Source organism: Clostridium carboxidivorans P7 (assembly GCF_001038625.1).
GTDB classification, from domain to species: domain Bacteria; phylum Bacillota; class Clostridia; order Clostridiales; family Clostridiaceae; genus Clostridium_AM; species Clostridium_AM carboxidivorans.
Genome location: NZ_CP011803.1, coordinates 1,257,091 through 1,278,793 on the forward strand (window position 1 = coordinate 1,257,091; position 21,703 = coordinate 1,278,793).

Here is a 21,703-nt window from a genome sequence, read left to right on the forward strand (position 1 = left end):
TTAATTTTCGCTTCCTTACTTTTTAATTACCTACTAAATTATAAAGTAGATATATATTTGTGTCAAACTTAAAAATTACTTATAATATGTCTAAAAATTTGTATATATCACAAATAAAAATCTTATAGCTAAGATTTAAAATCAATACATATATTTTTTAAGTTCTTAATACAGTATATATGTATTGAGATAAAAATAGAAGTTAAAGAAGCTGTTGCTTAATTTATATAATAGAGTTCCTAATATGTTTTTTTACCAATTCTTTTATCATTTGCATTGTTTCAGGTATATTTATTGTTTGAGGGCATTTTTTTATACATGACATATCTGTACACTTTTTACATAGTTCAGCACTTTCCTGTATATTGAGATCAAGTTTTCTAAGAGCCCAATAATCCTTACCAAGAAAATAGTAATTATACTGCCTAAAAATTATATGTATTTTAGTGCCATATATGCATCTGCATTTTTGACATCTGTCACATGGAATTGGAACAAAATTCTTTTCAAGCACTGATATTACTTGTGAAAAAGTAGGACAATTATAATCTTCAGGTTCTTTTAGCATTACTGCATCGACTTGTTCATCAGTTCCTATACCTATTAATGCACTTGATATAGGATATGAAAGAACACCAGACAAAAGAGTTTTAACAGGGAAGAAGGCTGGAAGTATTCCTGCTGCGTATACTTTATTTAAAATGAATCCTTTTTGTTTAAATAAAGGTTCTAATGCTATTCTATCAAGCATGCCTCTTTCAAGAATGTTTCCACTACCTTGAAGCACATCTACTCTCTTGTCTTTTGCACCTCTTAACAGTATGTCATAATAGTGAGTAGCAACTCCTGTAAATTTAATTTTACCTTCTGACTTAAGTTCATTTAATGCATCGATAGCACCATATTTTCCAAAGGTAATATCCTCATTTTCTTCATCTACCTGATGTACAAAATAAATATCTACAAAGGTACCAAGATTTTTGCAGGACTCATGAACTGCATTATACATTTCATCTCCGTTGAAAAATCTAGATTTGTCTGATATAATAATTTTTTCTCTTCCTACTAAAGCTGCAAATTTGCCTAGTTTTATTTCTGCATCTCCATATTCAGGAACTATGGCAGTATCAAAAAGGTTACAACCAAGTGTAAAGGCATAGTTCATTATGTTTATGGCAGTTTTTTCATCAGGGCTAAAATAGTCAGGTAGTACAGGAACATTTCCACTGAGTATAGGAATTGTTCCAAAACCTATTTCGGATACCTTAAGTCCAGTACCGCCTAAAATTCTGTACCTCATGATTCCCTAAAACTGAAGGTATCATCCTTCACTGAAACATGTTCTGGAAGATGTTCAATATCTATTTTTGAGCACCAGGCAAAGGCTCTTGAATCTATTTTTTCAAGGTTTTCTGGAAAATTTATTTCTGTTAGTTCATAACAAAAAGCAAAAGCTTCTTTTCCTATATTTTTAAGAGTGGAAGGCAGGGAAACCTTTTTTAAATTTTTGCATCTGTAAAATGCTTTTTCTGGAATTTCAGTAATACCTTCTGGTATCTGAATATTTTTTAATGAGGAATATTCAAAAGCCCTCATTCCTATATACTGAAGGTTATTAGAAAATTCAATGCTTTCTAATATATAGCAGCCTGAAAATGCAAATTTTTCTATCTTTTTTATACTACCTGCATTTTTTACAGAAACAAGCCATTTACAATTTTTAAAGGCACTTTTACCAATTGTGACAGTATCTTTGGTTAAGGTTATATGTGTAAGTAAATTACTATCCTCAAATACATTATCATAAATATCGGTGATGCCTTCTGGCAAAACCAGATTGTTGATATTTCCTGTACATTCCACAAGAACATTGTTTTCATCCGTTTTAAAGCAATTTAAACAATCCATAAAAATTTGTTTTACATTTTGAGGAAGCATTTCATTTTCTCTATCTTGAATTTTTGTTAGTCTATATTCTCTTCCATCAGCCAAGGTTACTTTTTTAAAATTAATGCAGTTCCTAAAAGCATATTCTTCTATAATTGTTTTTGAAGAAGAAAAGGTGATTTCTCTAAGATCATAACAATTAACAAAAGCCCATCCAGAAACTATTTTTACATACTCTGGAATTAGTACATTACCATGACAAGAAGAAGCATCAATTAATATGTTATTTACAATTACTATAGGTGTAATAGACTTTTGTTTTTCTAACCACATTGTATTATAAAAAGCTCTTTCACCAATATATTCTACATCTTCAGATATATATACTTCTTTAAGATTCATTGCATCTTTAAAAACTTCACGTTCAATTCTTTTAATTCCTTTTGGAATATGTATTAAAGAACCTTTATTTATATATCTAAATAGTGAAAGATTTTCATCTATATTAAAGCAGCTCATTGCACTATTATATATGGATTTTACTATGTCTGGAATATTTCTTTTAAAAATCACTAAATACTCATCTGTAATATACTTTCTATTGCCAATATATATTGCATTAATAGCAGTACAACCTGAAAAAGCATAGCTGCCATATTTCAAGCCTTCACCTGATAAAATTATTTCTTTTAAGTTTGCACAATCTTCAAAAGCATGGGAAGCAGCATAAGTGTTTTCGTTTAAGTAAATATTTTTAAGAGAATTACAGCTGGAAAAGGCACTAACACCTATGAATTTCACATTGGAAAAATCAAAAGTTTCTAATGCAATACATTCATTAAAGCAATTATCACCTATATATTGAAGTTCATTGCATTCACAAGTTTTAAGAGCAGCACAGCCGCAAAAAGCTTCCTGCTTTAAAGATACTGTTTTATTAAGTATAACATCTTCTAAATTTGTACAGTAGGAAAAAGCTCCTTCTCCTATAATTTCAGCACAGCCACTGACCTTAGCAAGTGATACACACTTTTCAAAGGATTTTTTTTCAATAGATTTTATTGAAGGTAGAACAAGTTCCTTTATACTTTTGCATCCACTAAATGCTCCACTACCTATAATTTTCAGGCTTTCTGGAAGTGTTATACTGGTTATATTATCGTTTCCTGAAAAAGCATAAGGAGAAATGCTTATTATTCCTTCGGGAACAATAACATCACCTGTACAGCATTTACCGTCTACCAAAGTATTTGATACTATGATAAGTGATGAATTAACCCTTAAGCCATCTAAAAAAGCAGTATTTCTAAAAGCATCTGCTTGTATGTCTTGGCAATTTAGCTGTATATTATCAAGCTTTTTACAACCATTAAAGGCATTTTTACCTATATGTATGGCATTTGAAGAAGGAACTTGTTTTATAGCACTGCACCCATAAAATGCATTATCTGATATATATTTAATTTTGCTTTGTGATTTTACACTTTCTAATGAAGTGCAATAGGAAAAAACTCCTTCTTCTAGTACGCTTACACCACTAGGAAGTACTATATCTTTAAGTGAAGTACATCCACAAAAAGCTCTTGAACCAATTTGTGCAAGAGAGTTAGGGAAGTTTACAGAGGTAATTTTTGCATTGCCATAAAAGGCACCTCCAGCAATGGCAGTCATTCCATCAGGAAGTACAATATTTCCTGAAAGTTCACTTCCATCTATAAATATATTAGATGCTGTATTTTCCATAAGTTCTTTTATATAAATGCTATCTTCAAAGGCATTTCTGCCAATGTACTCAATGGTGGAAGGAAGATTTACATATTTAAGAGAAATACATTTAAATGCAAATTTGTCACCAATATTCTTAACCCCTTCACCAAAAGTCAGTTTTCTAAGCTTGCTGCATTCTGAAAATACATCTGTTCCACATTCTTTTAAATCACAATTTACTGATGCTGATTTTATACCTGAATATGTAAAAACATTATTACCAAGCTTAACTAACGATTTTGGAAGCGTTATTTCCTTTAAAGAAACACATTTATAAAAGGCCATATCACCTATACTTATGAGTTTTTCTGGTAGGTGTACATTTTTTAGGGAATTACATCCATAAAAAGCTAAGCTAGCTATTTCTTTAATATTGCTTCCAAATAGCACTTCATTTAAATTTTTACATCTATTAAATACTGAGTTTTCTATCTTATTAAGTGATTCTGGCAATTTTACATGTATAAGCTTTACACAGTTTTCAAAGGCTGATTGACCAATATACTCCAGACCTTCTGGAAGTGTAATAGTTTGTAAAAGAACGCAATCAACAAAAGCTTCCTCATGAATTTCTTTTATAGAAGCTGGTAAAATAACTCTGCCAATTATCTCATTACCTGCAAAGGCCTTTTCACCAATTACTGTTATACCTTCTGGTATTACTACTCTTTCTTCCTTTCCCCTATATTGCATTAAGGTTGTTCCGCTAATAAAAAAGTTATTCAGTATTTGAGAATGAATTGTATGTATTATTTCAGGAAAATTTTCATTATATTTATCTGGAAGCCCTTTAAGTTCATAGGTGTTTCCATTAGATAATGTGATATATTTTAATGTCGTACAGTTTTTGAAGGCATCTGCATTTATAGTTACATCTTCACTAGCAAATTCCACTTTTTCTAAATTGATACAATTTCTAAAGGCTTTACTCCCAATATCTTTTAAAGTTTTAGGTAGTTTAACAGACACTATACCTTTTTTATCAAAAAAACAACTTTTAGAAATAGTAGTTATTCCATTTGGTATTTCTACATCTTTAACATTTATAAGAAATCTTAACAGCATAGCATCTTCAATTTTCATCATTCTATATATATCAGCTGCAATTGTTTTAATTACTGGATGTATATTAGAATGTGAAGATATAATATCAATGACACTTTCAATATTGTAAGTTGTTCCATTTGATAAGGTTATTTTTGAAATTTTACTGCAGCCTGTAAATACATCGCAAATGCATGACAAGTTCAAGTCATTTGAAACTTCTATTTCTCTTAAATTTGTGTCATTTGAAAAAACTTGCTTGCCAAGTTTTGTTACTCCAGGCATAGAAATTTGTTCAAGATTATCACAATATAAAAATGCACAGCTTTCAAGATATTTAACTGTAGAAGGCAATTTAACACTATGCAGTGAATGACATCTATGAAAAGCATATTCTCCTATATGAGTAAGCTTTGAAGGAAAGTTGATTTTTTTTAATTTTCTACATCCTTTAAAAGCATCGTCCATAATGTCTGTTACAGTTTCAGGGAGAGTAATTTGTTCAATAGATACACATCCTTTAAAGGCACCTTTGCCTATTATCTTCACTTCATTTGGAACTTCAACTAAGTTTTCTCTAAGTGTATATGCTTCTAGAACTCCATTTTGAATAATAAATTTATCTTCCATTAATCTTTCTCTCTCTCTTTGCAAAAAATTTCCTCTAGAATATCTCTAAGTTCTGGTATATTACCAGATTTGTATAGTTCTGTTTTATATTTATTATTTCCTTTTTTACCTCTCATTAAAAAAGAAGCAAGTCTTTTGATATAAGAAATTGCAAATGTCTCATCATAGCATTTGGTTGCCAAATCAATTTGTTCAAATATTATGGTGTGCTTATCCTTTTTAATTTTTTTATGTGTAAGTTCACTGAATATAAATGGATTTTCAATGGCATATCTTGCAATCATAACACCATCTGCTCCTGTAAGCTTCATCATTTTATCAGCATCTTCTTTTGAAAAAATACCACCATTTGCAATTACAGGTATCCTAACCACCGATTTTGCTTGTTCTATTTGATCAAAATAAGGAGTACCATGATACATCATATTTCTAGTTCTGCCGTGTATAGTGATCATATCTGCTCCTGAAGCTTCACACATTTTTGCAAATTCTGCTGCGATCATTTCATCTTCCTTAATTCCTACGCGGAATTTAACAGTAATTACTTTTCCGCTTTTTTTACAGCCTTTAATTATAGAGGATGCTTTTTTTAGATCTCCAAGCAGTGCACTGCCTTGGCCACTTTTAAATACATTTGGCACTGGACACCCCATATTAATGTCTATTATATCAAATTTTGAAAAGTAATCACTTCTTGCCATTTTCTCCATTATTCTTGGGTCAGAACCTATTAACTGGGCAGCTTTTATTTTTTCTTCTGGTGTTGTAAAAAGTAGTTTCTGTGTCGCTTTATCCTTATATTTAAGTGCATTGCAATTTACCATTTCTGTATAGCATAGTCCTGCGCCTAGTTCACTGCACAAAATCCTAAAAGGATAGCAGGTGTACCCAGCAAGTGGTGCTAGAAGAACATTGCAGGGTATAGTCATGTTTCCAATTCTTAATTCTTTTATCTCCAAGTGCTACTATCTCCCTTATGAATATATTTACTTATTTATTTTTTATAAAATGTTAATACTTATACTTTTTATTTTCATCTCATAGGAATTTTGTTTCATAGTTTTTGCTTTTTAGGCAATTAATATTTTATCACAAAATTAATGGAAAAATTTCTTTGAAAATTTTTTGGGGAATTTTTTAATAGTTGTAATCTTACCATTTAATAATGTATAATTATATATATTGTAATAATTATTATGTAATAATAAATTAATGAAAAAATGCCAAGTAATAAATAATTAGTATTTTATTGTGAGCTTAAAATGTATTTGAAGGGAGATAAGACTAATGTTTAAAGAAAAAATTAAAATTAAGAATATTGAAAAAATACTTGAGGAATATTCAGAAAATAGCAGCGATCCTGTTAGGAGCATAAAATATAAATTTAAAGCTGTAAATAAGGTAGCTCCTTTGATCAGGAACATGATAAAGGGCGTTATTGATGTAGCTATTAACATTAGCAGTTTTAATTTAAAGCTAAAATATAGATCAAATGAATTAACAGCTAAATCTAAAAAATTAAATAATTATACAAATGAAATTAAGGATGTAATACATGAAGTAAATGAAAATATGATTGAAATATCAAATAATACTACAGAGTATGCTTCATCAGTAGAAGATATATCATTTCAAGCAAATTCATTATTAAATTTAAATGAAAAAAATAATAAATCGTTAGATAAAGTCAATGATTTAAAGGATGATGTACTTAACTATTCATTATCAATGGAAAGTGATATAAATGTGTTATTTGAATTTATAACTAGCATGGAAAATACTGTTGATGGCATAAAACAAATATCAGAACAAACCAATTTATTGGCTTTGAATGCAAGTATAGAAGCAGCAAGAGCTGGAGAGCATGGTAAGGGATTTGCAGTAGTAGCTGAGGAAGTAAGAAAACTTGCTGATGTTACAAAAAAACAACTTGTTTTTATAAGTAATTTAATGAACAATATTAAAAAAGCTTCAGCTAAGAGTAAAGATAGTATATCCGAAACAAAAACTGTTATATTTAATATGAATGATTCAATTAATAGTATGTCTGAATCTATTAAGGAAAGTAGAGAAAGTATTAAATTAGTTTCAAGCAATATTGTTCAGGTAGCTAGTACATCACAGGAAATAAGTTCATCTATTGAATTTGTAAGTGATGAAATTCAAGCTTTGATTAATAATACTGATAATATTAATGATGTATCAGAAGAAGTTAATATGGAAGCAATAGAAATTAGTAATATGGGGGATTACATTGCTAAAATTGAAAATGATGTTTCAAGTTTAGCAAAACTTAGCAATGGTATTTTTGATGAAAACAATTTCAAATTGGATAATATTACATTTATAAATGTAATGAATAATGCAATTTCAGCTCATATAGATTGGATTAATCTTCTTGAAGATATGGCTGATAAAATGTATATAAAACCATTGCAAACAGATGGGCATAAATGTGGACTTGGACATTTTTATCAATCAGTAATGCCAAGAGATAAGGATATTAAAATTATATGGGACAAAATAGATTCTATACATATAGAATTACATCAAATTGGGAATATAGTTATTGATAAGATCAGGTCTGGAAATAGAGAAGAAGCTGTAAATAATGCTAAAAGAGCAAAAAAAATATCATTAGAAATTATTGAAATGCTTAATAAAATAAAGAATAAAGTAAGTGATAATGATAAAAGTGTATTCTAATTTAATTTATATTTTCTACATAAAGAATATATGATAAATTATACATAAAATAAAATTCAAATTCTAAATTACTTGCAAAGTGGTGTATTGTTAATAATTTTTAATTATTATTTATAAAGTTTAATTTTAATCTCCTTTTTATTTAATAAAGTTTTTTTACAATTATATTATATTAAAAGAACTGAAAGGGGATTTAAAAATGAAAAAAACAATAATATCCGTTTTAACTGCTTCATTAATATTAGGAACTTCTACAATTGCATTAGCAGCAGATAATACAAGTGTTTCAAGTACAAACAATTCTATATCAGTTACACAAACTGCAGGACAAACTTCAGCTAAAAAGCAATTTTATTCTACAATTTATAAGGATAAGATGGCAGCTATAACAGATTTGAGAACTCAAACTAAAAATGCATTAGCTTCAAATAAAGCTGTATCAGATAAAATAAAAAGTGCAGTGAAATCAATGAGCACTACTAGTGATTTACAAACACAGGTTAAATCAGGAAAAGAAAAATTGAAAAATGATTCAGCGCAGCTTAAAACTTTAGTTCAACAAAGAAATACTTTGCACAGTCAGTTAGAAACCGCTAAAAAAGCTAAAGATACATCAACTATAAGTAGTTTACAAGCACAAATAAAATCATTAAGTTCACAAATAGAGACTGCAAAGCAACAGTATCAGACAGATAAATCAGCAGTACAGCCTTTAACAACACAATTAAAGACTGCTAATAATGCAAGAAAACAAAAACTTCAGCAATTACAGCCTTTAATACAACAGAATAAAGATTTACATCAGAAAATAGCACAAGAAGAGGCAGCTAAGAATAAATTATGGGAGTCATATAAGGCACAGGTAAAATCAGGAGATTTTACTTCAGCAGGAAATACTCTTCAAAGCATTATAGATGCCAAAACTCAAATACTTAATGACATAAAGACTAAAGGAGATACTTTGAATCAATTGATTAGCAGCATAAATTCTTTAAATGGATCTCAACAATAAATAGTATTTGATATCAGCCTCGGTGAAAATAAGGGGATAAATGTATTAATAATATATTTATTCCCTCATTTTTTTATAATAACTTTTTTATGATATTAAGTCCTTTTAGAATTTAGGTATTTTTTTCTAAAATCTAATGATATAATTTTAAATTAAGGAATAGTGCTAAACATTAATTTATGTATCTATAATAAAAGGAGTGCTTAATATGAATAAAGGAAAAATTCTTATAGTAGATGATGATAAAGATATTGTAAATTTAATAACTGATATTTTAGAGGATGAGCTGTATCAAGTGGACAAGGCTTATAGTGGTCAGGAAGCTATAAACAAGGTAGAAAAGGAAAGTTTTGATTTAATTATTTTGGATATAATGCTGCCAGATATTGATGGTATAGATGTATGCAGAAAAATAAGAGATAAGTTCTTAGGAACAATAATATTTTTAACTGCTAAGAATAGAGGCGTAGATAAAATAGTAGGACTTGAAATTGGAGCGGATGATTATATAACTAAGCCATTTGATGATGGTGAACTATGTGCAAGAGTAAAGGCACATTTAAGAAAGCAAAAAAGGTTAAACAGCTTGAACTTAAAAAATGATGAAACAATTAGGTATAAATCCATAGAAATAAATAAAAATTCTTTTGAAGTTTTTGTAGACAGACAAAGAATAATTTTGTCTACAAAGGAATTTCAAGTACTTTACTATATGATTGAAAATCATAATATAGTTTTGACTAGAGAACAGATATATAATAGTGTGTGGGGATTTGGAGATTTTGGCGATATAAATACTGTTACGGTACATATTAAAAAGTTAAGGGAAAAGATACCTGGCTGTGATAGATTTATAAAAACCGTATGGGGAATTGGCTATAAGTTTATAGGAGAAAGGCTATAATGCAATATTTTTTTATTTAAAAGGATGGGCGTCAAAATGAAAAATATATATCAAAAGATAGCTTTATTATTAGCCTTTGGATTCTTTGTTCAGCTTATAAGTTTTGCAATTTTTTATAGACAAGTTGTTATAAATAGGGTAATTACAGAAATAAATTATCAAGAAAATAGAAGACAATCCATTTTACAGAAGGCTATTGACGATGTGCAAAAATATCGTAAAAAAACAGATAAATTAGAAAAGGTTATGGATGAAGCATCTAAAAAATATAATACTAATTTTGTAGTTAAGGATGTAGAGGAAAATACAATATATGCTTCTAAAAAACCTAAAAGATCAAGTACTAGTATAGAAAAAGAGGGATATTTAAAAATATCAGGAAAAGTAGAATATATTGTTTATGGATATTTTCCGGCTAAAATATATGATAGTGATATTGCTGTAAAAGGACAAAATATTAGAATCTTAATAGTTACAGTTATACTAGTCATTTCTTTAGTAGTTCTTTTTACAATATATAGAGTTATAGCTAATCCATTGAAGAAATTAAGCAAGTCTGTTAAGGGAATACAGTACGGAAATACTTTGGTTAAAATTCCTTATTACGGCAAGGATGAATTAGGTCTTTTGTGCAGAAATTTTGAAGATATGGGAAAGAGACTTAAAGCATCAGAAGATAATCAACAAGAGCTTATTCAAGCTATATCTCATGATGTAAAGACACCTTTGACTTCTATTATGGGATATTCAAAAAGACTCACAGAAGGCAAGGTTAAAGAAGAAAAACTAATAGATTATTATGAAATTATTTATAAAAAATCAACAGATTTAAAGTTGCTTTTAGAAGAATTAGAGGATTATTCTAACATAAATTCTTGCAGTAAATATAATAAAGAATTAATAAATTGCAGTAAAATGTTTGAGAACTTAATGCTGGATTTAAAAACGGAATTACAAAACAAAAATGTTAAATTTGATTATTCAAATTTAATAGATAAGAATTTACTTCTAAAATTTGATATGAATAAAATGAAAAGACTTTTTGTAAATTTAGTAGATAACTCAATTAAATATGCAGGTGAAGGATGTATTATTAATATAGCAGGTACTAGTAGTGAGAAGGTATTGAGATTTGAAGTTAAGGATAATGGAGAAGGAGTTAAAGAAGATTGCATAGATAAAATTTTTCATAAATTTTATAGAGTAGATTCTTCTAGGTCTAGAGAAAAAGGTGGAACTGGATTGGGACTTGCTATATGCAAAGACATTGTAGAAAATCATGAAGGCTTAATAAGAGCAGAAAATTTACCTGATAAAGGATTGTGCATACTGATGGAGTTTAAAGTGGAATGAGTAGTTAAGTGTAATTTATAATAAAAAATAGTTTTATTATTAGGATACTGTTATATAAGATTATTAAAAGGGCTGTGGTATTAAGTAATTTATATACAATAATATTGTTTTCTAAACAAAAACTCAAAACAATATACTGTATTATTTAAGCTTAGTTCCACAGCACCTCTTAAATTAAAGCCTCATTAGTGCATATATTTTTCTACTAATTCGTAACATCTAGATCTTGTTGTAGCTGCTAATGAACCAGTATACAATACTGATTCCATTGAGCCGCCTTTCATTTCTGATGCTGATTTTTCAGCTTTAGCATCTCTATTTGATATCCATTGAATTTCTTCGCTTTGCAAATTTTTCATATCGTTAGCTGATAGTTGCCCCTTCAGTACACCATAAATTTCATTCAAAGCGGCGTCCCATTTCTTATATCTTTCATTAACAGAAGTTCGCATATCTGCTGTTGTTCCAGAAGCTTCTTTTTCATCTAAATATTTTAGAGAATTTTCAATGTTAGCTAATTTATTTTCATATTGTTGTTTTTGGCCTTGCGGCTGTATTGCATTTTTACTTTCTTCTGTTTTAGCTGATTCTGAATCAATTCTTTCTTTTAATTTGTTAACAGTAACTTTTTGAGATTCACTGAGATCGTTACTATTTAATTTTTGCATCAATGACTTTGCATCATCATACTTCTTTTCATCAATTAAGGTAACCAATTGACCAATGATGCTATCCACATTATCCTTAGTACTTTTTTTATCTTCTACTTTAGTATTTGAACCATTAGCATTTCCTTTTGTTGATTCACTGCTTTTGCATCCTACTAGTCCTAGCGCTAATAGCAAAGCTAAAATTCCTGCTATTTTTTTCATAGTTTCCATCCTCCTATAACAAAATCATGATTTGTAATAATATTTTGATTTTATGAAAGATTAATTTTTTAGTATTCATAAAATAATCAATGAGGATTTTTTCGCTTTTTAACATTGAATTTAGCTACTAGTAATTATATCATAATTTTTTTCAGTGGTATCGTAAAAAATGTCGCAAAATTCAATTTTGAAATATGTATAATAATTGTAGAAGTTTTTATTGACTTAAAAGGGTAGGAAAATAGTAAATATTATAGAAGATTCATTAAATTTTGACATAAATATATGCATATTGGTATAATAAAGTAAATATTTTAGAAGTTTCTCAAAGTAGGAGGGATTTTATGAAGGTTGTAATTATAGGTGGAGTTGCTGCAGGTATGTCAGCTGCGTCTAAAATTAAGAGAATTGATAAAAGTGCTGAGATTGTAGTTTATGAAAAAGGTTCATACTTATCTTATGGTGCTTGTGGACTTCCTTATTATGTAGCAGGTATGAATGAAGACCATACTAAGATGATAGCAAGAACTAAGGAAGAATTTGAAAAGTCAGGAATGAAGATAAATATTAAGCATGAAGTTATCAAGATTATGCCAGAAAACAAGGAAATTTTAGTTAAGGATTTAGAAGATGGAAGAGTATTTGCAGATTCTTATGATAAGCTCATGATAGCTACAGGTACTATACCAATAGTACCTCCATTAAAAGGCAGAGGTTTGAAAGGCGTTTATGTACTTAAAACTTTAGATGATGGATTAATATTAAAAAAGGCTGTGGAAGCTCCAGAAGTGAAAGATATAATAATTGTTGGTGGAGGATATATAGGTATAGAAGCAGCAGAAACGTTATCCACAAAGGGTAAAAATATTAGAATTGTAGAATTGGCACCAAGAATAATACAACCTTTTGATGCTGAAATAACTGAAATGGCATCAGAGATTATGATGCAAGGTGGAATCAAACTTAATTTAAATGAAAAGGTTGAAGAAATAATTGGTTCTGAAAAGGTTATAGGAGTAAAAACAGACAAAGGAAGTTATGAAGCAAATTTAGTTATATTAGCTATAGGTGTAAAACCAGCTACAGAATTTTTAAAAGATTCTGGGATTGCACTAGCTAAAAATGGTGCAGTTGTTATTGATAGAGAAATGAGAACAAATATTGATAGCATATATTCAGCAGGAGATTGTGCAGAAGTATATAATAAGGTAAAAGAAGAAAATTCCTTTATACCATTAGGAACTAATGCAAATAAATGTGGAAGATTAGCTGGAGAAAATATTACAGGTAAGCATAATAAGTATGTGGGAACCCTTGGAAGTACAGCTATTAAAATTTTGGATTATGAAGTAGCAAAGACTGGTTTATCAGAAAGTGAAGCAAAAGCTTTGGCTATTGATTACAAAACTGTATTTGTTAAGGCAAGTGATCATCCAGGGTATTACCCTGATTCAACACCTATTTGGATTAAACTTATATATGAAGAAAAAAGTAATAAAATTTTAGGTGCACAGGCCATAGGCAAAAAAGGAGTTGTACTGAGAATAGATATGTTTGCAATAGCAATTCATAATAATATGACTACAATGGATTTAGGCATGACAGATTTATGTTATGCACCTCCTTTTTCAGGAGTATGGGATGCAGTTCATATAGCATGCAATGCAGCTAAATAGCAGCAATATAGTTAATAGTTAAGAATGAAGAATTAATAGTTAATGTGGATATTTTTTTGTTACACTACAAAAAATCATCCTTCACTATTAACTCTTCATTATTAATTTTTAACTTGCAAAGCTTTGCATAGTGTTATGCCAATAAGCATTAATAATAAAATTATAAATTTACTCTAATTATAATTAAATTGCTTTACATATTTTATAAAGTCATCAATAATAAGGGGTTTACTAAAATAATATCCTTGTAATTCATCACAACCTTCATCCATTAGTCTGTTAGCTTGTTCTTCTGTTTCTACTCCTTCTGCAACTGTCTTTAGATTAAGAGTTTTTGCCATAGAAATAATATTTGAGGTTAGGTTTTTATGGTTTGTACTTAGAATATCATCTATAAAGGACTTATCAATTTTTAAATAATCTACAGGTAAACGAGCTAAATAGCTGAGAGAAGAAAAGCCTGTACCAAAGTCATCTATTGAAATTTCAATTCCTAGTTTTTTTATTTCTAGTAAACTTTGAATTGCACTTTCAGTATCCTGTAATAAAAAACTTTCCGTTATTTCAATTACTAAATCAATGTTTTGAGAATCATTTTCTTTGAAAAGTTCTTTAATTTTTGAAACTAAGTTACCATTTTCAAATTGTTTTGATGAAATATTAATTGATAATTTAATGTTAATGCCATTGTCTTTAAGTACTTTATCAATTCTAAAAATTTCTTCTAATATCCAGTTACCAATAGGTATTATCATTCTATTAGTTTCAGATACAGGGATGAACTTATCAGGTGTAAATATTTTACCATCTATTGTTTTCCATCGGATAAGGGCCTCAGCACCAATTATTTTAAATTCATTTTCAGCAAAAATAATTTGTGGCTGAAGATATAAATTGAATTCATTATTATCAAGAGCCTTATTAAGCTTTATTTGCATTTCAAGAATTTCATGGTTTCTTCTTTCGATTTCGTCTGAGGAAAATGAATATTTTCCTTTTCCAGATTCCTTTGCATCATACATAGCTGCATCTGCTTTTCTAACTAAACCTTCAACAGTGGATTCATCATAGGGTGATAGTGCTATTCCTATACTTACTCCTAAAGTTATTTCACGTCCAAGTATACTATAAGGAAGCAATATTTTTCCAATAATGGATTCTGCAGCAGCTTTTGCATCTTCATGGTTGTTCACATTTTCAAGAATTACAGTGAACTCATCTCCTCCTAATCTTGATACAGTATCGGATCTGCTAATACTAGATTCAATTCGAGCTGCAACCTCTTTAAGAAGTAAATCTCCAGCTGCATGACCCAAGGAGTCATTGATAACTTTAAATCCATCTAGGTCCATAAAAAGTAAAGCTACTGATCCTTTATTATTATTTGCCCTTATGAGTGCATTTTCAAGTCTTTCATAAAATAAAGTCCTATTTGGTATTCCAGTTAATAAATCATAATAGGCGAGACTTTGAAGTTTATCTTCTGTCTTTTTTATTTTAGTGATATCTGTAGAAATAGCTATATAATTTTCTATTATACCACCTTGTTTTTTTAAACATGTTATTGACATCCATTTTGGATATAACTCACCATTCTTTTTTCTATTCCAAATTTCACCTTCCCAATAGCCATAAGTAAGCAAATCATTCCACATATTCAAATAGAAGCTCTTATTATGGTGTCCAGATTTAAGTACTCTTGGATTTTTGCCAATTAACTCTTCGCCTTTATATCCTGATATTCTTTCAAAAGAATTGTTTACTTTGATAATGTTTCCTGAACTATCTGTTATTAATATACCTTCCATTGCAGTACTAATTATTCTATCTGAAATTGATAATTCTTCATTTAGTTGTTTAAGATTGTTGGTATATTCTTGTATCTTTGTTACATCGTGAAACATGAATAATCTTCCAATTTGTGATTTATTTGTATCCAAAATAGGAGATTTATACATTGTAAAATAAAAAGTTTTGCCATTAAAATTAAAAGAAACCATGGATTCATTTCTTGAATCCTTTGTTGCAGCAGAATATTTTATATCTGGTAAAAAATTTAGTATTTCATGAATTTTTATTCCTATAAAATTTATTTTTTGTTCAGTATTAATTTTTTTATTTTCATGTCTTAAAAATTTTATAAATTTAATGGCTGCAGGATTTATATCAATTATTTTGTTAGAAGAATCCACCACAATAATAAAGTCTTTAATATTTTCTACTAAAAGATCTCTAGCAATTGGTACTACTATTGATTTAGGCATGTAGAATGATCCCCAGTATAATATAATCAAGGTTAATAGTACACAAATCGAAGTGGCATCTATAAAAATTGATTTAGATTTAGGGCTAATAAATAAAAAATTCATTGAAATAGATATAAGTGTGCCTATAAAAATGAATGTACTTTGCCTGCGGTATAATTTTGGAGACTTTATTGCTACCATCATAAGAATATAACATCCAATCAAGATACTTGAATAGGAATAAATGATATGAATGTAAAAACCCACATCTGGAGAAAATAAAAATATTGGAATATCTTTAGCATAGTATATACTAACGTTTGACATAAATTTATAGGGTATTTTGTTAGAAATCAATGATAGTAATGATAATATTGGTACAATAAAAATTAATAATGTGTAGTAAATGCTTTTTTTATTTTTGGCAGCATATTCTCTTACTATTAAAAGGTAAAGTGGAGAAGCAAATATAATGCTTATGAACTTTGCTTTCTGAAATAGTATTGCAATTTCGTTTATTCTAATACAATAGCTAAGAATTTCCATAAGGATCCAGAAAGCAACAAGTATAGTACATTTGATTAATAACTTTGCAATATTAACATTTCTTACTTTATATAAAAAAACTAATAAAATTATAGAAATTATAAAACTTACATCGAATAAAACTTCATACATTGCTGCACTCCTCTAAACTAATCCAATTATTATTCATAAACTATTTAAAGTCATATTATGTATAATTTCAACATTTTTGTACAATTCATATTTATAAATATGCTGTAATTTGTGTAATCATTTAATATATATAATTATAACAAATATGTAGTACTAATTAAATTGTCAATTAAAATATAAATTTCTAAGTTTATATTTACATTTTCATAAAGCATATAAATTGTATATTAAATGCTGTTTTCTGAATTTTTATAAAAATATATCTAGCTACTTCATAATGCCTGAAAAGTATTTAAAAAGAGATGTTTAACGAAGACAATACAATTAATGAATATGTGTAAGAAAATAAATTATATATTAAAAAATGAATTGTAACATTTAAAATAATGCAAAAAACAATTTTAATTAGTAGCTTTATAATATATAATATAATAAATGTAGTATTTTGAAGGTAAATGAATGTTTATGTAAAATTGTTGCAAAAATTCAAAAATAACTATAATTTTGTAATTTATGCGTAGGAGGGATTTAAAAATTATGAGTAGACTTGGTTTAAAAGTTCTTAGACTAGTGTCTATAGTAGTTGGAATTGTTGTATTAATATCTTTTATAAGCTATGGTATTATATTTAAGAATGTGGAGGTGAAGTTGAAGGAGAGTGCTAAAGCATCTATTGCAGAATCAATTAATGTTGTTGATAAAGATAAAATAGAAAAGGTATTAAAAGATAACTCTAATAAATCTAAAGAATACAAAGAAGTATTAAATTCAATGACAGTATTTAAAGCAAAAAAAGATATAAAAAACTTTTATATTTATATAAAGAAAGATGATAAAAATGTTCAATTTCTTTTTGATGCTTCACCTGAGCCTGCTGAATATATGGAAAACTATGAAATGCAAAAGGAAATTTCTAGTGCTTTTGAGGGCAACATTGTTGTTAGTGACAAAGCATATTCGGATAAGTGGGGAACATATGTATCAGCCTATGCACCAATAAAAAGTTCATCTGGACAAGTTATAGCTATTATTGGAGCTGACGAGGATATTTCAACTTTTCAAAATATTAAACAGTTGTTTTTTAGGATAGCCATTTTAGAAATCATAGTTGCTATTATCATATCGTTATTATCAGTATGGTTATTTTCAAAGAAATTAAAGTATAATATTGGCATAATTCAAAACAAATTAGAAAATATGAGTAAAGGAAATTTGCAAGAAAATATTGAGATAAAAACAAAGGATGAAATTGAAGAAATAGCAAGTTTTTTAAATGACTTTAGATTAAAGGTTAATGATATGTTAATAAATATAAAAAATGATGTAAGTACTGCACAGGAAAGTTCAGATGGTTTATATAATACAGCTAAGGATATAGCATTAGCTTCAGAGCATGTTGCTTCAATTACGCAGGGAGTGTCGGAAAACTCCGTAAAACAAACATCAGATATTCTTAGCATAAAAGAGAACTTCAATGAATTTGGAAGGGTTATAGATAATACTGTAAAAATAGTAAGTGAATTTGATACTATGGCAAATAATATTAAAGAAAAATCTAAGGAAAGCAGTAAGGATGTAAGTTTGTTAATAAATTCAATAAATGATTTAAATATTCACTTTAAAGCTGTTATAGAGAAAATTCATGGATTAGGTTCTAGTATTGACAAAATTAATGATATTACAAATTTAATAAATGATATATCAGATCAAACCAATTTACTTGCGTTGAATGCTAGCATAGAAGCAGCAAGAGCTGGGGAATCAGGCAAGGGATTCAGTGTTGTAGCAGAGGAAATTAAGGTGCTTGCAGAACAATCTAAAATATCCTCTAAAAACATTAGTGAACTTTTAAAAAATCTTTCAGAGCAAAGTAATATGGTTGTAATTAATACTAAAAATGTAGATTCTCAATTTTCAAATCAAATTACAATTGTAAATGGCATTGCTAGTTCTTTTGGTGGAATAATTGGTGATATGGAAAAATTGCTGCCAGGAATAAATTTAGTCAATAACTCTATGATTGAGGTAAATAGTAAGAAATCTATAATATTAAGTAATTTATCAGATTCATCTTCTGCTTCAGAGGAAATTTCAGCATCTTCAGAAGAGATAAGTTCTTTATCTGAGGAATTAAATGGCTCAACAGAAGAAGTTAGTAATGCTGCTGAAAAACTATTAGGTATGGTTAACGATGTAATGAATAACGTAAATAATTTTAAAACAGAAGGTAAAAGTTTAGATTAATAAAAAAATCCTACGGTTTAAGGAATCGTAGGATTTTTTTATAGTAGAATAGTAAAATAAATTGATTTCCCATCATCACTTTTGGCAGAAATTTTTCCGTGATGAGCTTGCACAATGGATTTGGCAATGGAAAGACCTATTCCATATCCTCCGCTTTCTCTGGATCTTGAGGAGTCTGCACGATAGAATCTGTCAAATAATTTATCTAAATTTTCTTTATCAATTTTATCAGCTGTGTTATATACTTCAAGTTTTGATCCTTTTTTTGTACAGGATAAAGAAATTTTGATGGTTCCTTCTTCATTAGAATACTTCATAGCATTGTCAACAAGGGTAGAAATGAGTTGGTTAATACTGTTTTCGTCTCCATGTAATTTTACTTCTGGCCTAATATCCATTATAAGCTTTTTGCCCTGTGTTTCAGCAATGGTTTCAAATGAACTTGTTATTTTAAAAACTGCATCACTTAAATCAAAATCAGTAAATATCAGTTTAATATTTCCTTCATCCATTTTGGAAAGCGTCAGCAGATTTTTTACGAGCTTATCAAGACGAGTAACTTGATTTCGAGTGCTTGTAATCCACTCATTTTTACCTACAGTTAATTCTAGTACATCTGCATTAGCTGAAATAATGGCAAGTGGAGTCTTAATTTCATGTCCTGCATCTGTAATAAACTGCTTTTGTTTTTCCATGTTTTCAATAATAGGATTAATGGCTTTTTTAGAAAGAATAGATACAAGAATGAATACGAGCAAAAGAGTTATTAGTGCAACTCCACAAGAAGTCAGTAAAAATAAAGTAGCCATTTGGATTTGACTTCTACAATCCATGAATACAAGCATATAACCATCTGGAGTAGAGACTACTGAGTATTTATAGATATCTTTATAACCATTACTTTTATTGATGTTTAGTATTTTTTTAGCATATGCTGCTGCATCATCTGACGAAACAGCAGCAATATGACTTGTATCAATTTCCCGAATACTTTTGTCTTTATTAAGTTTCACTACAAAATATCGTGTTTCAAATGGAGTTTCTTCATTCATTTCAAAACCAAAATGCAGATCATTAACTGGAAGTTTTCCTTTTTTATATGTTGGAAACCTTCCTTGATTTTCCGAAAGGATTTTAAGAGCACCATTAATTTTACGGTCTATCTGATAAAGATTAGCTGTATTAATGGAACCAAGAAGAATTACCATAACCAAAGCTAATGAACCCATTGTAATCATAATAAATTTTCTCTGTAATTTTTTTATCATTTAGTTTCCTCCAATGTATATCCAATACCTCTTCCTGCCTTGATTTTTATATTAGCATTTAAGGATGCTAATTTTTTTCGTAGGTAAGAAATGTATACCCATACCACATTGATTTCAGCTTCAGCATCATATCCCCAAATTCTTTCCATAAACTGTTCTGTAGAAATCAAACATTTTGGATTGCTCATTAACATTTCAAGCATTTGAAATTCCTTATTACCAAGTCTTAGAGAGGATTTTTCATTTGATAGTTCATAGTTTTCCTTGTTAAGACTGATGTTACCAACTTTAACTAAGTTTGGTGTAAATTCTGATTTTCGTCTGGTCATAGCACGAACTCTAGCTAGTAATTCCCCCATAGCAAAAGGTTTACTTAAATAATCATCTGCTCCTGCATCTAGTCCAACAATTCTATCCTCAATTTCAGCTTTTGCAGTAAGCATCAAAATAGGTGTATGTATTCCTTTTTTTCTTAAGTTTTCTAGTGTCTCAAGCCCATTCATTTTTGGCATCATAATATCTAAGATAATCACATCGTAATTTTGTGACAATCCATATTCTAATGCATCAGCTCCATTATATACAGCATCCACTGAATAATTGTTATGTTTTAAAATGGCAACTAAAGCATTTGACAATTCCTTCTCATCTTCAGCAAGTAAGATTCTCATAAGTATCCTCTCCATTTTCATGTTGTATTTCTTTTATCATATCTGAAATGGTCTGTAAATTCAAATCTGTTGAGGCAATTTCATCTGCACATCGTTTTAACTCTTCAGCAATCATTTTTTCATTAGGAATATTTTTCTTGTATTTTAACTGATGCTCTAAGCTTGCCCAACAATCCATTGCAATAGTACGTATTTGAATTTCACAGTAAACCATTTCAATTCGGTTTTCCAAATGTAATGGTACTTGCAAGATCATGTGATAACTACGATAGCCATTGGGTTTAGGATTGCGAATATAATCCTTTTCCTTAATAACCTTAATATCCTGCTGATTTTTTAGCATATTTACAATCCAATAGATATCATCTAAAAATGGGCAAATGACGCGGATTCCAGCTGCATCATAAATTTCCTTTAAAGCACTATCCACTGTAACAGGCAAATTTTTTCGTTTTAATTTTTCCTTCATACTGCTTGCCGATTTAATTCTGGCCTTACAGTGTTCAATAGGATCTTTACATTTTTGTGCTGCCTTATATTTTCGAATAATATCTAATCTAGAAAGGACTTCAATAATTGCTCCTTCTAATAGTATATAAGATTCTTTATAGAATTCATGCTCTGGTGATAGTGTTTCATATTTTATATCATAATTATGTTGTTGCATTAGGTATTCCTCCTTGCAGAAATAATTGTTTTTAACTCTTACTATAAAATATACCATTGCAACCTTAAATATACTTTA

General features: G+C 28.7%; 14 protein-coding genes. 6 read left to right on the forward strand and 8 right to left on the reverse strand.

Annotated elements, in window-relative coordinates:
* Positions 1 to 223: 223 nt before the first annotated feature.
* From Ccar_RS05415 to Ccar_RS05425, 3 genes are read right to left on the reverse strand one after another with little or no spacing between them, the layout of a single operon-like run.
* Positions 224 to 1,300, reverse strand: a complete 1,077-nt coding sequence (locus Ccar_RS05415; protein WP_007060739.1) for an aldo/keto reductase — start codon at positions 1,298 to 1,300, stop codon at positions 224 to 226.
* A complete protein-coding gene (locus Ccar_RS05420) occupies positions 1,297 to 5,352 on the reverse strand; it encodes a leucine-rich repeat domain-containing protein (protein WP_007060738.1) in 4,056 nt (1,351 codons plus the stop codon). Before Ccar_RS05420 ends, Ccar_RS05415 begins: the two co-directional genes overlap by 4 nt.
* Positions 5,328 to 6,287, reverse strand: a complete 960-nt coding sequence (locus tag Ccar_RS05425) for a tRNA dihydrouridine synthase (protein WP_053075332.1) — start codon at positions 6,285 to 6,287, stop codon at positions 5,328 to 5,330. Before Ccar_RS05425 ends, Ccar_RS05420 begins: the two co-directional genes overlap by 25 nt.
* A 328-nt stretch (positions 6,288 to 6,615) precedes the next feature.
* On the opposite strand from Ccar_RS05425, the gene Ccar_RS05430 reads away from it, so the two are divergent.
* The 4 genes from Ccar_RS05430 (at position 6,616) to Ccar_RS05445 (ending at position 11,303) form a co-directional block, all read left to right on the forward strand.
* Complete coding sequence (locus tag Ccar_RS05430; protein ID WP_007060735.1) at positions 6,616 to 8,034, forward strand: methyl-accepting chemotaxis protein; 1,419 nt, start codon at positions 6,616 to 6,618, stop codon at positions 8,032 to 8,034.
* 199 nt (positions 8,035 to 8,233) lie between these two features.
* The gene (locus Ccar_RS05435; RefSeq protein ID WP_007060734.1) at positions 8,234 to 9,046 is read left to right on the forward strand and encodes a hypothetical protein; all 813 of its coding nucleotides are present in this window, start codon (positions 8,234 to 8,236) and stop codon (positions 9,044 to 9,046) included.
* Between the two features lie 208 nt (positions 9,047 to 9,254).
* Positions 9,255 to 9,950, forward strand: coding sequence for a response regulator transcription factor (locus tag Ccar_RS05440; protein ID WP_007060733.1), 696 nt, complete (start codon positions 9,255 to 9,257; stop codon positions 9,948 to 9,950).
* A gap of 36 nt (positions 9,951 to 9,986) precedes the next feature.
* On the forward strand, positions 9,987 to 11,303 hold the full coding sequence (locus tag Ccar_RS05445) for a HAMP domain-containing sensor histidine kinase (RefSeq protein WP_048029967.1): 1,317 nt from the start codon (positions 9,987 to 9,989) through the stop codon (positions 11,301 to 11,303).
* A gap of 185 nt (positions 11,304 to 11,488) precedes the next feature.
* On the opposite strand, the gene Ccar_RS05450 is transcribed toward Ccar_RS05445, so the two are convergent.
* A complete protein-coding gene (locus Ccar_RS05450) occupies positions 11,489 to 12,175 on the reverse strand; it encodes a lysozyme inhibitor LprI family protein (RefSeq protein WP_007060730.1) in 687 nt (228 codons plus the stop codon).
* Between the two features lie 344 nt (positions 12,176 to 12,519).
* Here Ccar_RS05450 and Ccar_RS05455 point away from each other — a divergent pair, with 344 nt between their 5' ends.
* On the forward strand, positions 12,520 to 13,851 hold the full coding sequence (locus tag Ccar_RS05455) for a CoA-disulfide reductase (protein WP_007060729.1): 1,332 nt from the start codon (positions 12,520 to 12,522) through the stop codon (positions 13,849 to 13,851).
* 173 nt (positions 13,852 to 14,024) lie between these two features.
* On the opposite strand, the gene Ccar_RS26045 is transcribed toward Ccar_RS05455, so the two are convergent.
* Positions 14,025 to 16,775: an EAL domain-containing protein gene (locus tag Ccar_RS26045; RefSeq protein ID WP_007060728.1), complete on the reverse strand. Its 2,751-nt coding sequence runs from the start codon at positions 16,773 to 16,775 to the stop codon at positions 14,025 to 14,027.
* 537 nt (positions 16,776 to 17,312) lie between these two features.
* Between Ccar_RS26045 and Ccar_RS05465 the strand changes: the two genes are divergently transcribed.
* Positions 17,313 to 19,019: a methyl-accepting chemotaxis protein gene (locus tag Ccar_RS05465; protein ID WP_007060727.1), complete on the forward strand. Its 1,707-nt coding sequence runs from the start codon at positions 17,313 to 17,315 to the stop codon at positions 19,017 to 19,019.
* A gap of 38 nt (positions 19,020 to 19,057) precedes the next feature.
* On the opposite strand, the gene Ccar_RS05470 is transcribed toward Ccar_RS05465, so the two are convergent.
* From Ccar_RS05470 to Ccar_RS05480, 3 genes are read right to left on the reverse strand one after another with little or no spacing between them, the layout of a single operon-like run.
* Positions 19,058 to 20,287, reverse strand: coding sequence for a sensor histidine kinase (locus Ccar_RS05470; RefSeq protein WP_007063988.1), 1,230 nt, complete (start codon positions 20,285 to 20,287; stop codon positions 19,058 to 19,060).
* Entirely contained in the window at positions 20,284 to 20,958 is a 675-nt protein-coding gene (locus tag Ccar_RS05475; RefSeq protein ID WP_007063987.1) for a response regulator transcription factor, read from the reverse strand. The genes Ccar_RS05470 and Ccar_RS05475 overlap by 4 nt, the downstream gene beginning before the upstream one ends.
* Positions 20,939 to 21,625 (reverse strand): GTP pyrophosphokinase, encoded by a 687-nt coding sequence (locus Ccar_RS05480; RefSeq protein WP_048029969.1) that lies wholly within the window; start codon positions 21,623 to 21,625, stop codon positions 20,939 to 20,941. The genes Ccar_RS05475 and Ccar_RS05480 overlap by 20 nt, the downstream gene beginning before the upstream one ends.
* Between the last annotated feature and the right edge of the window lie 78 nt (positions 21,626 to 21,703).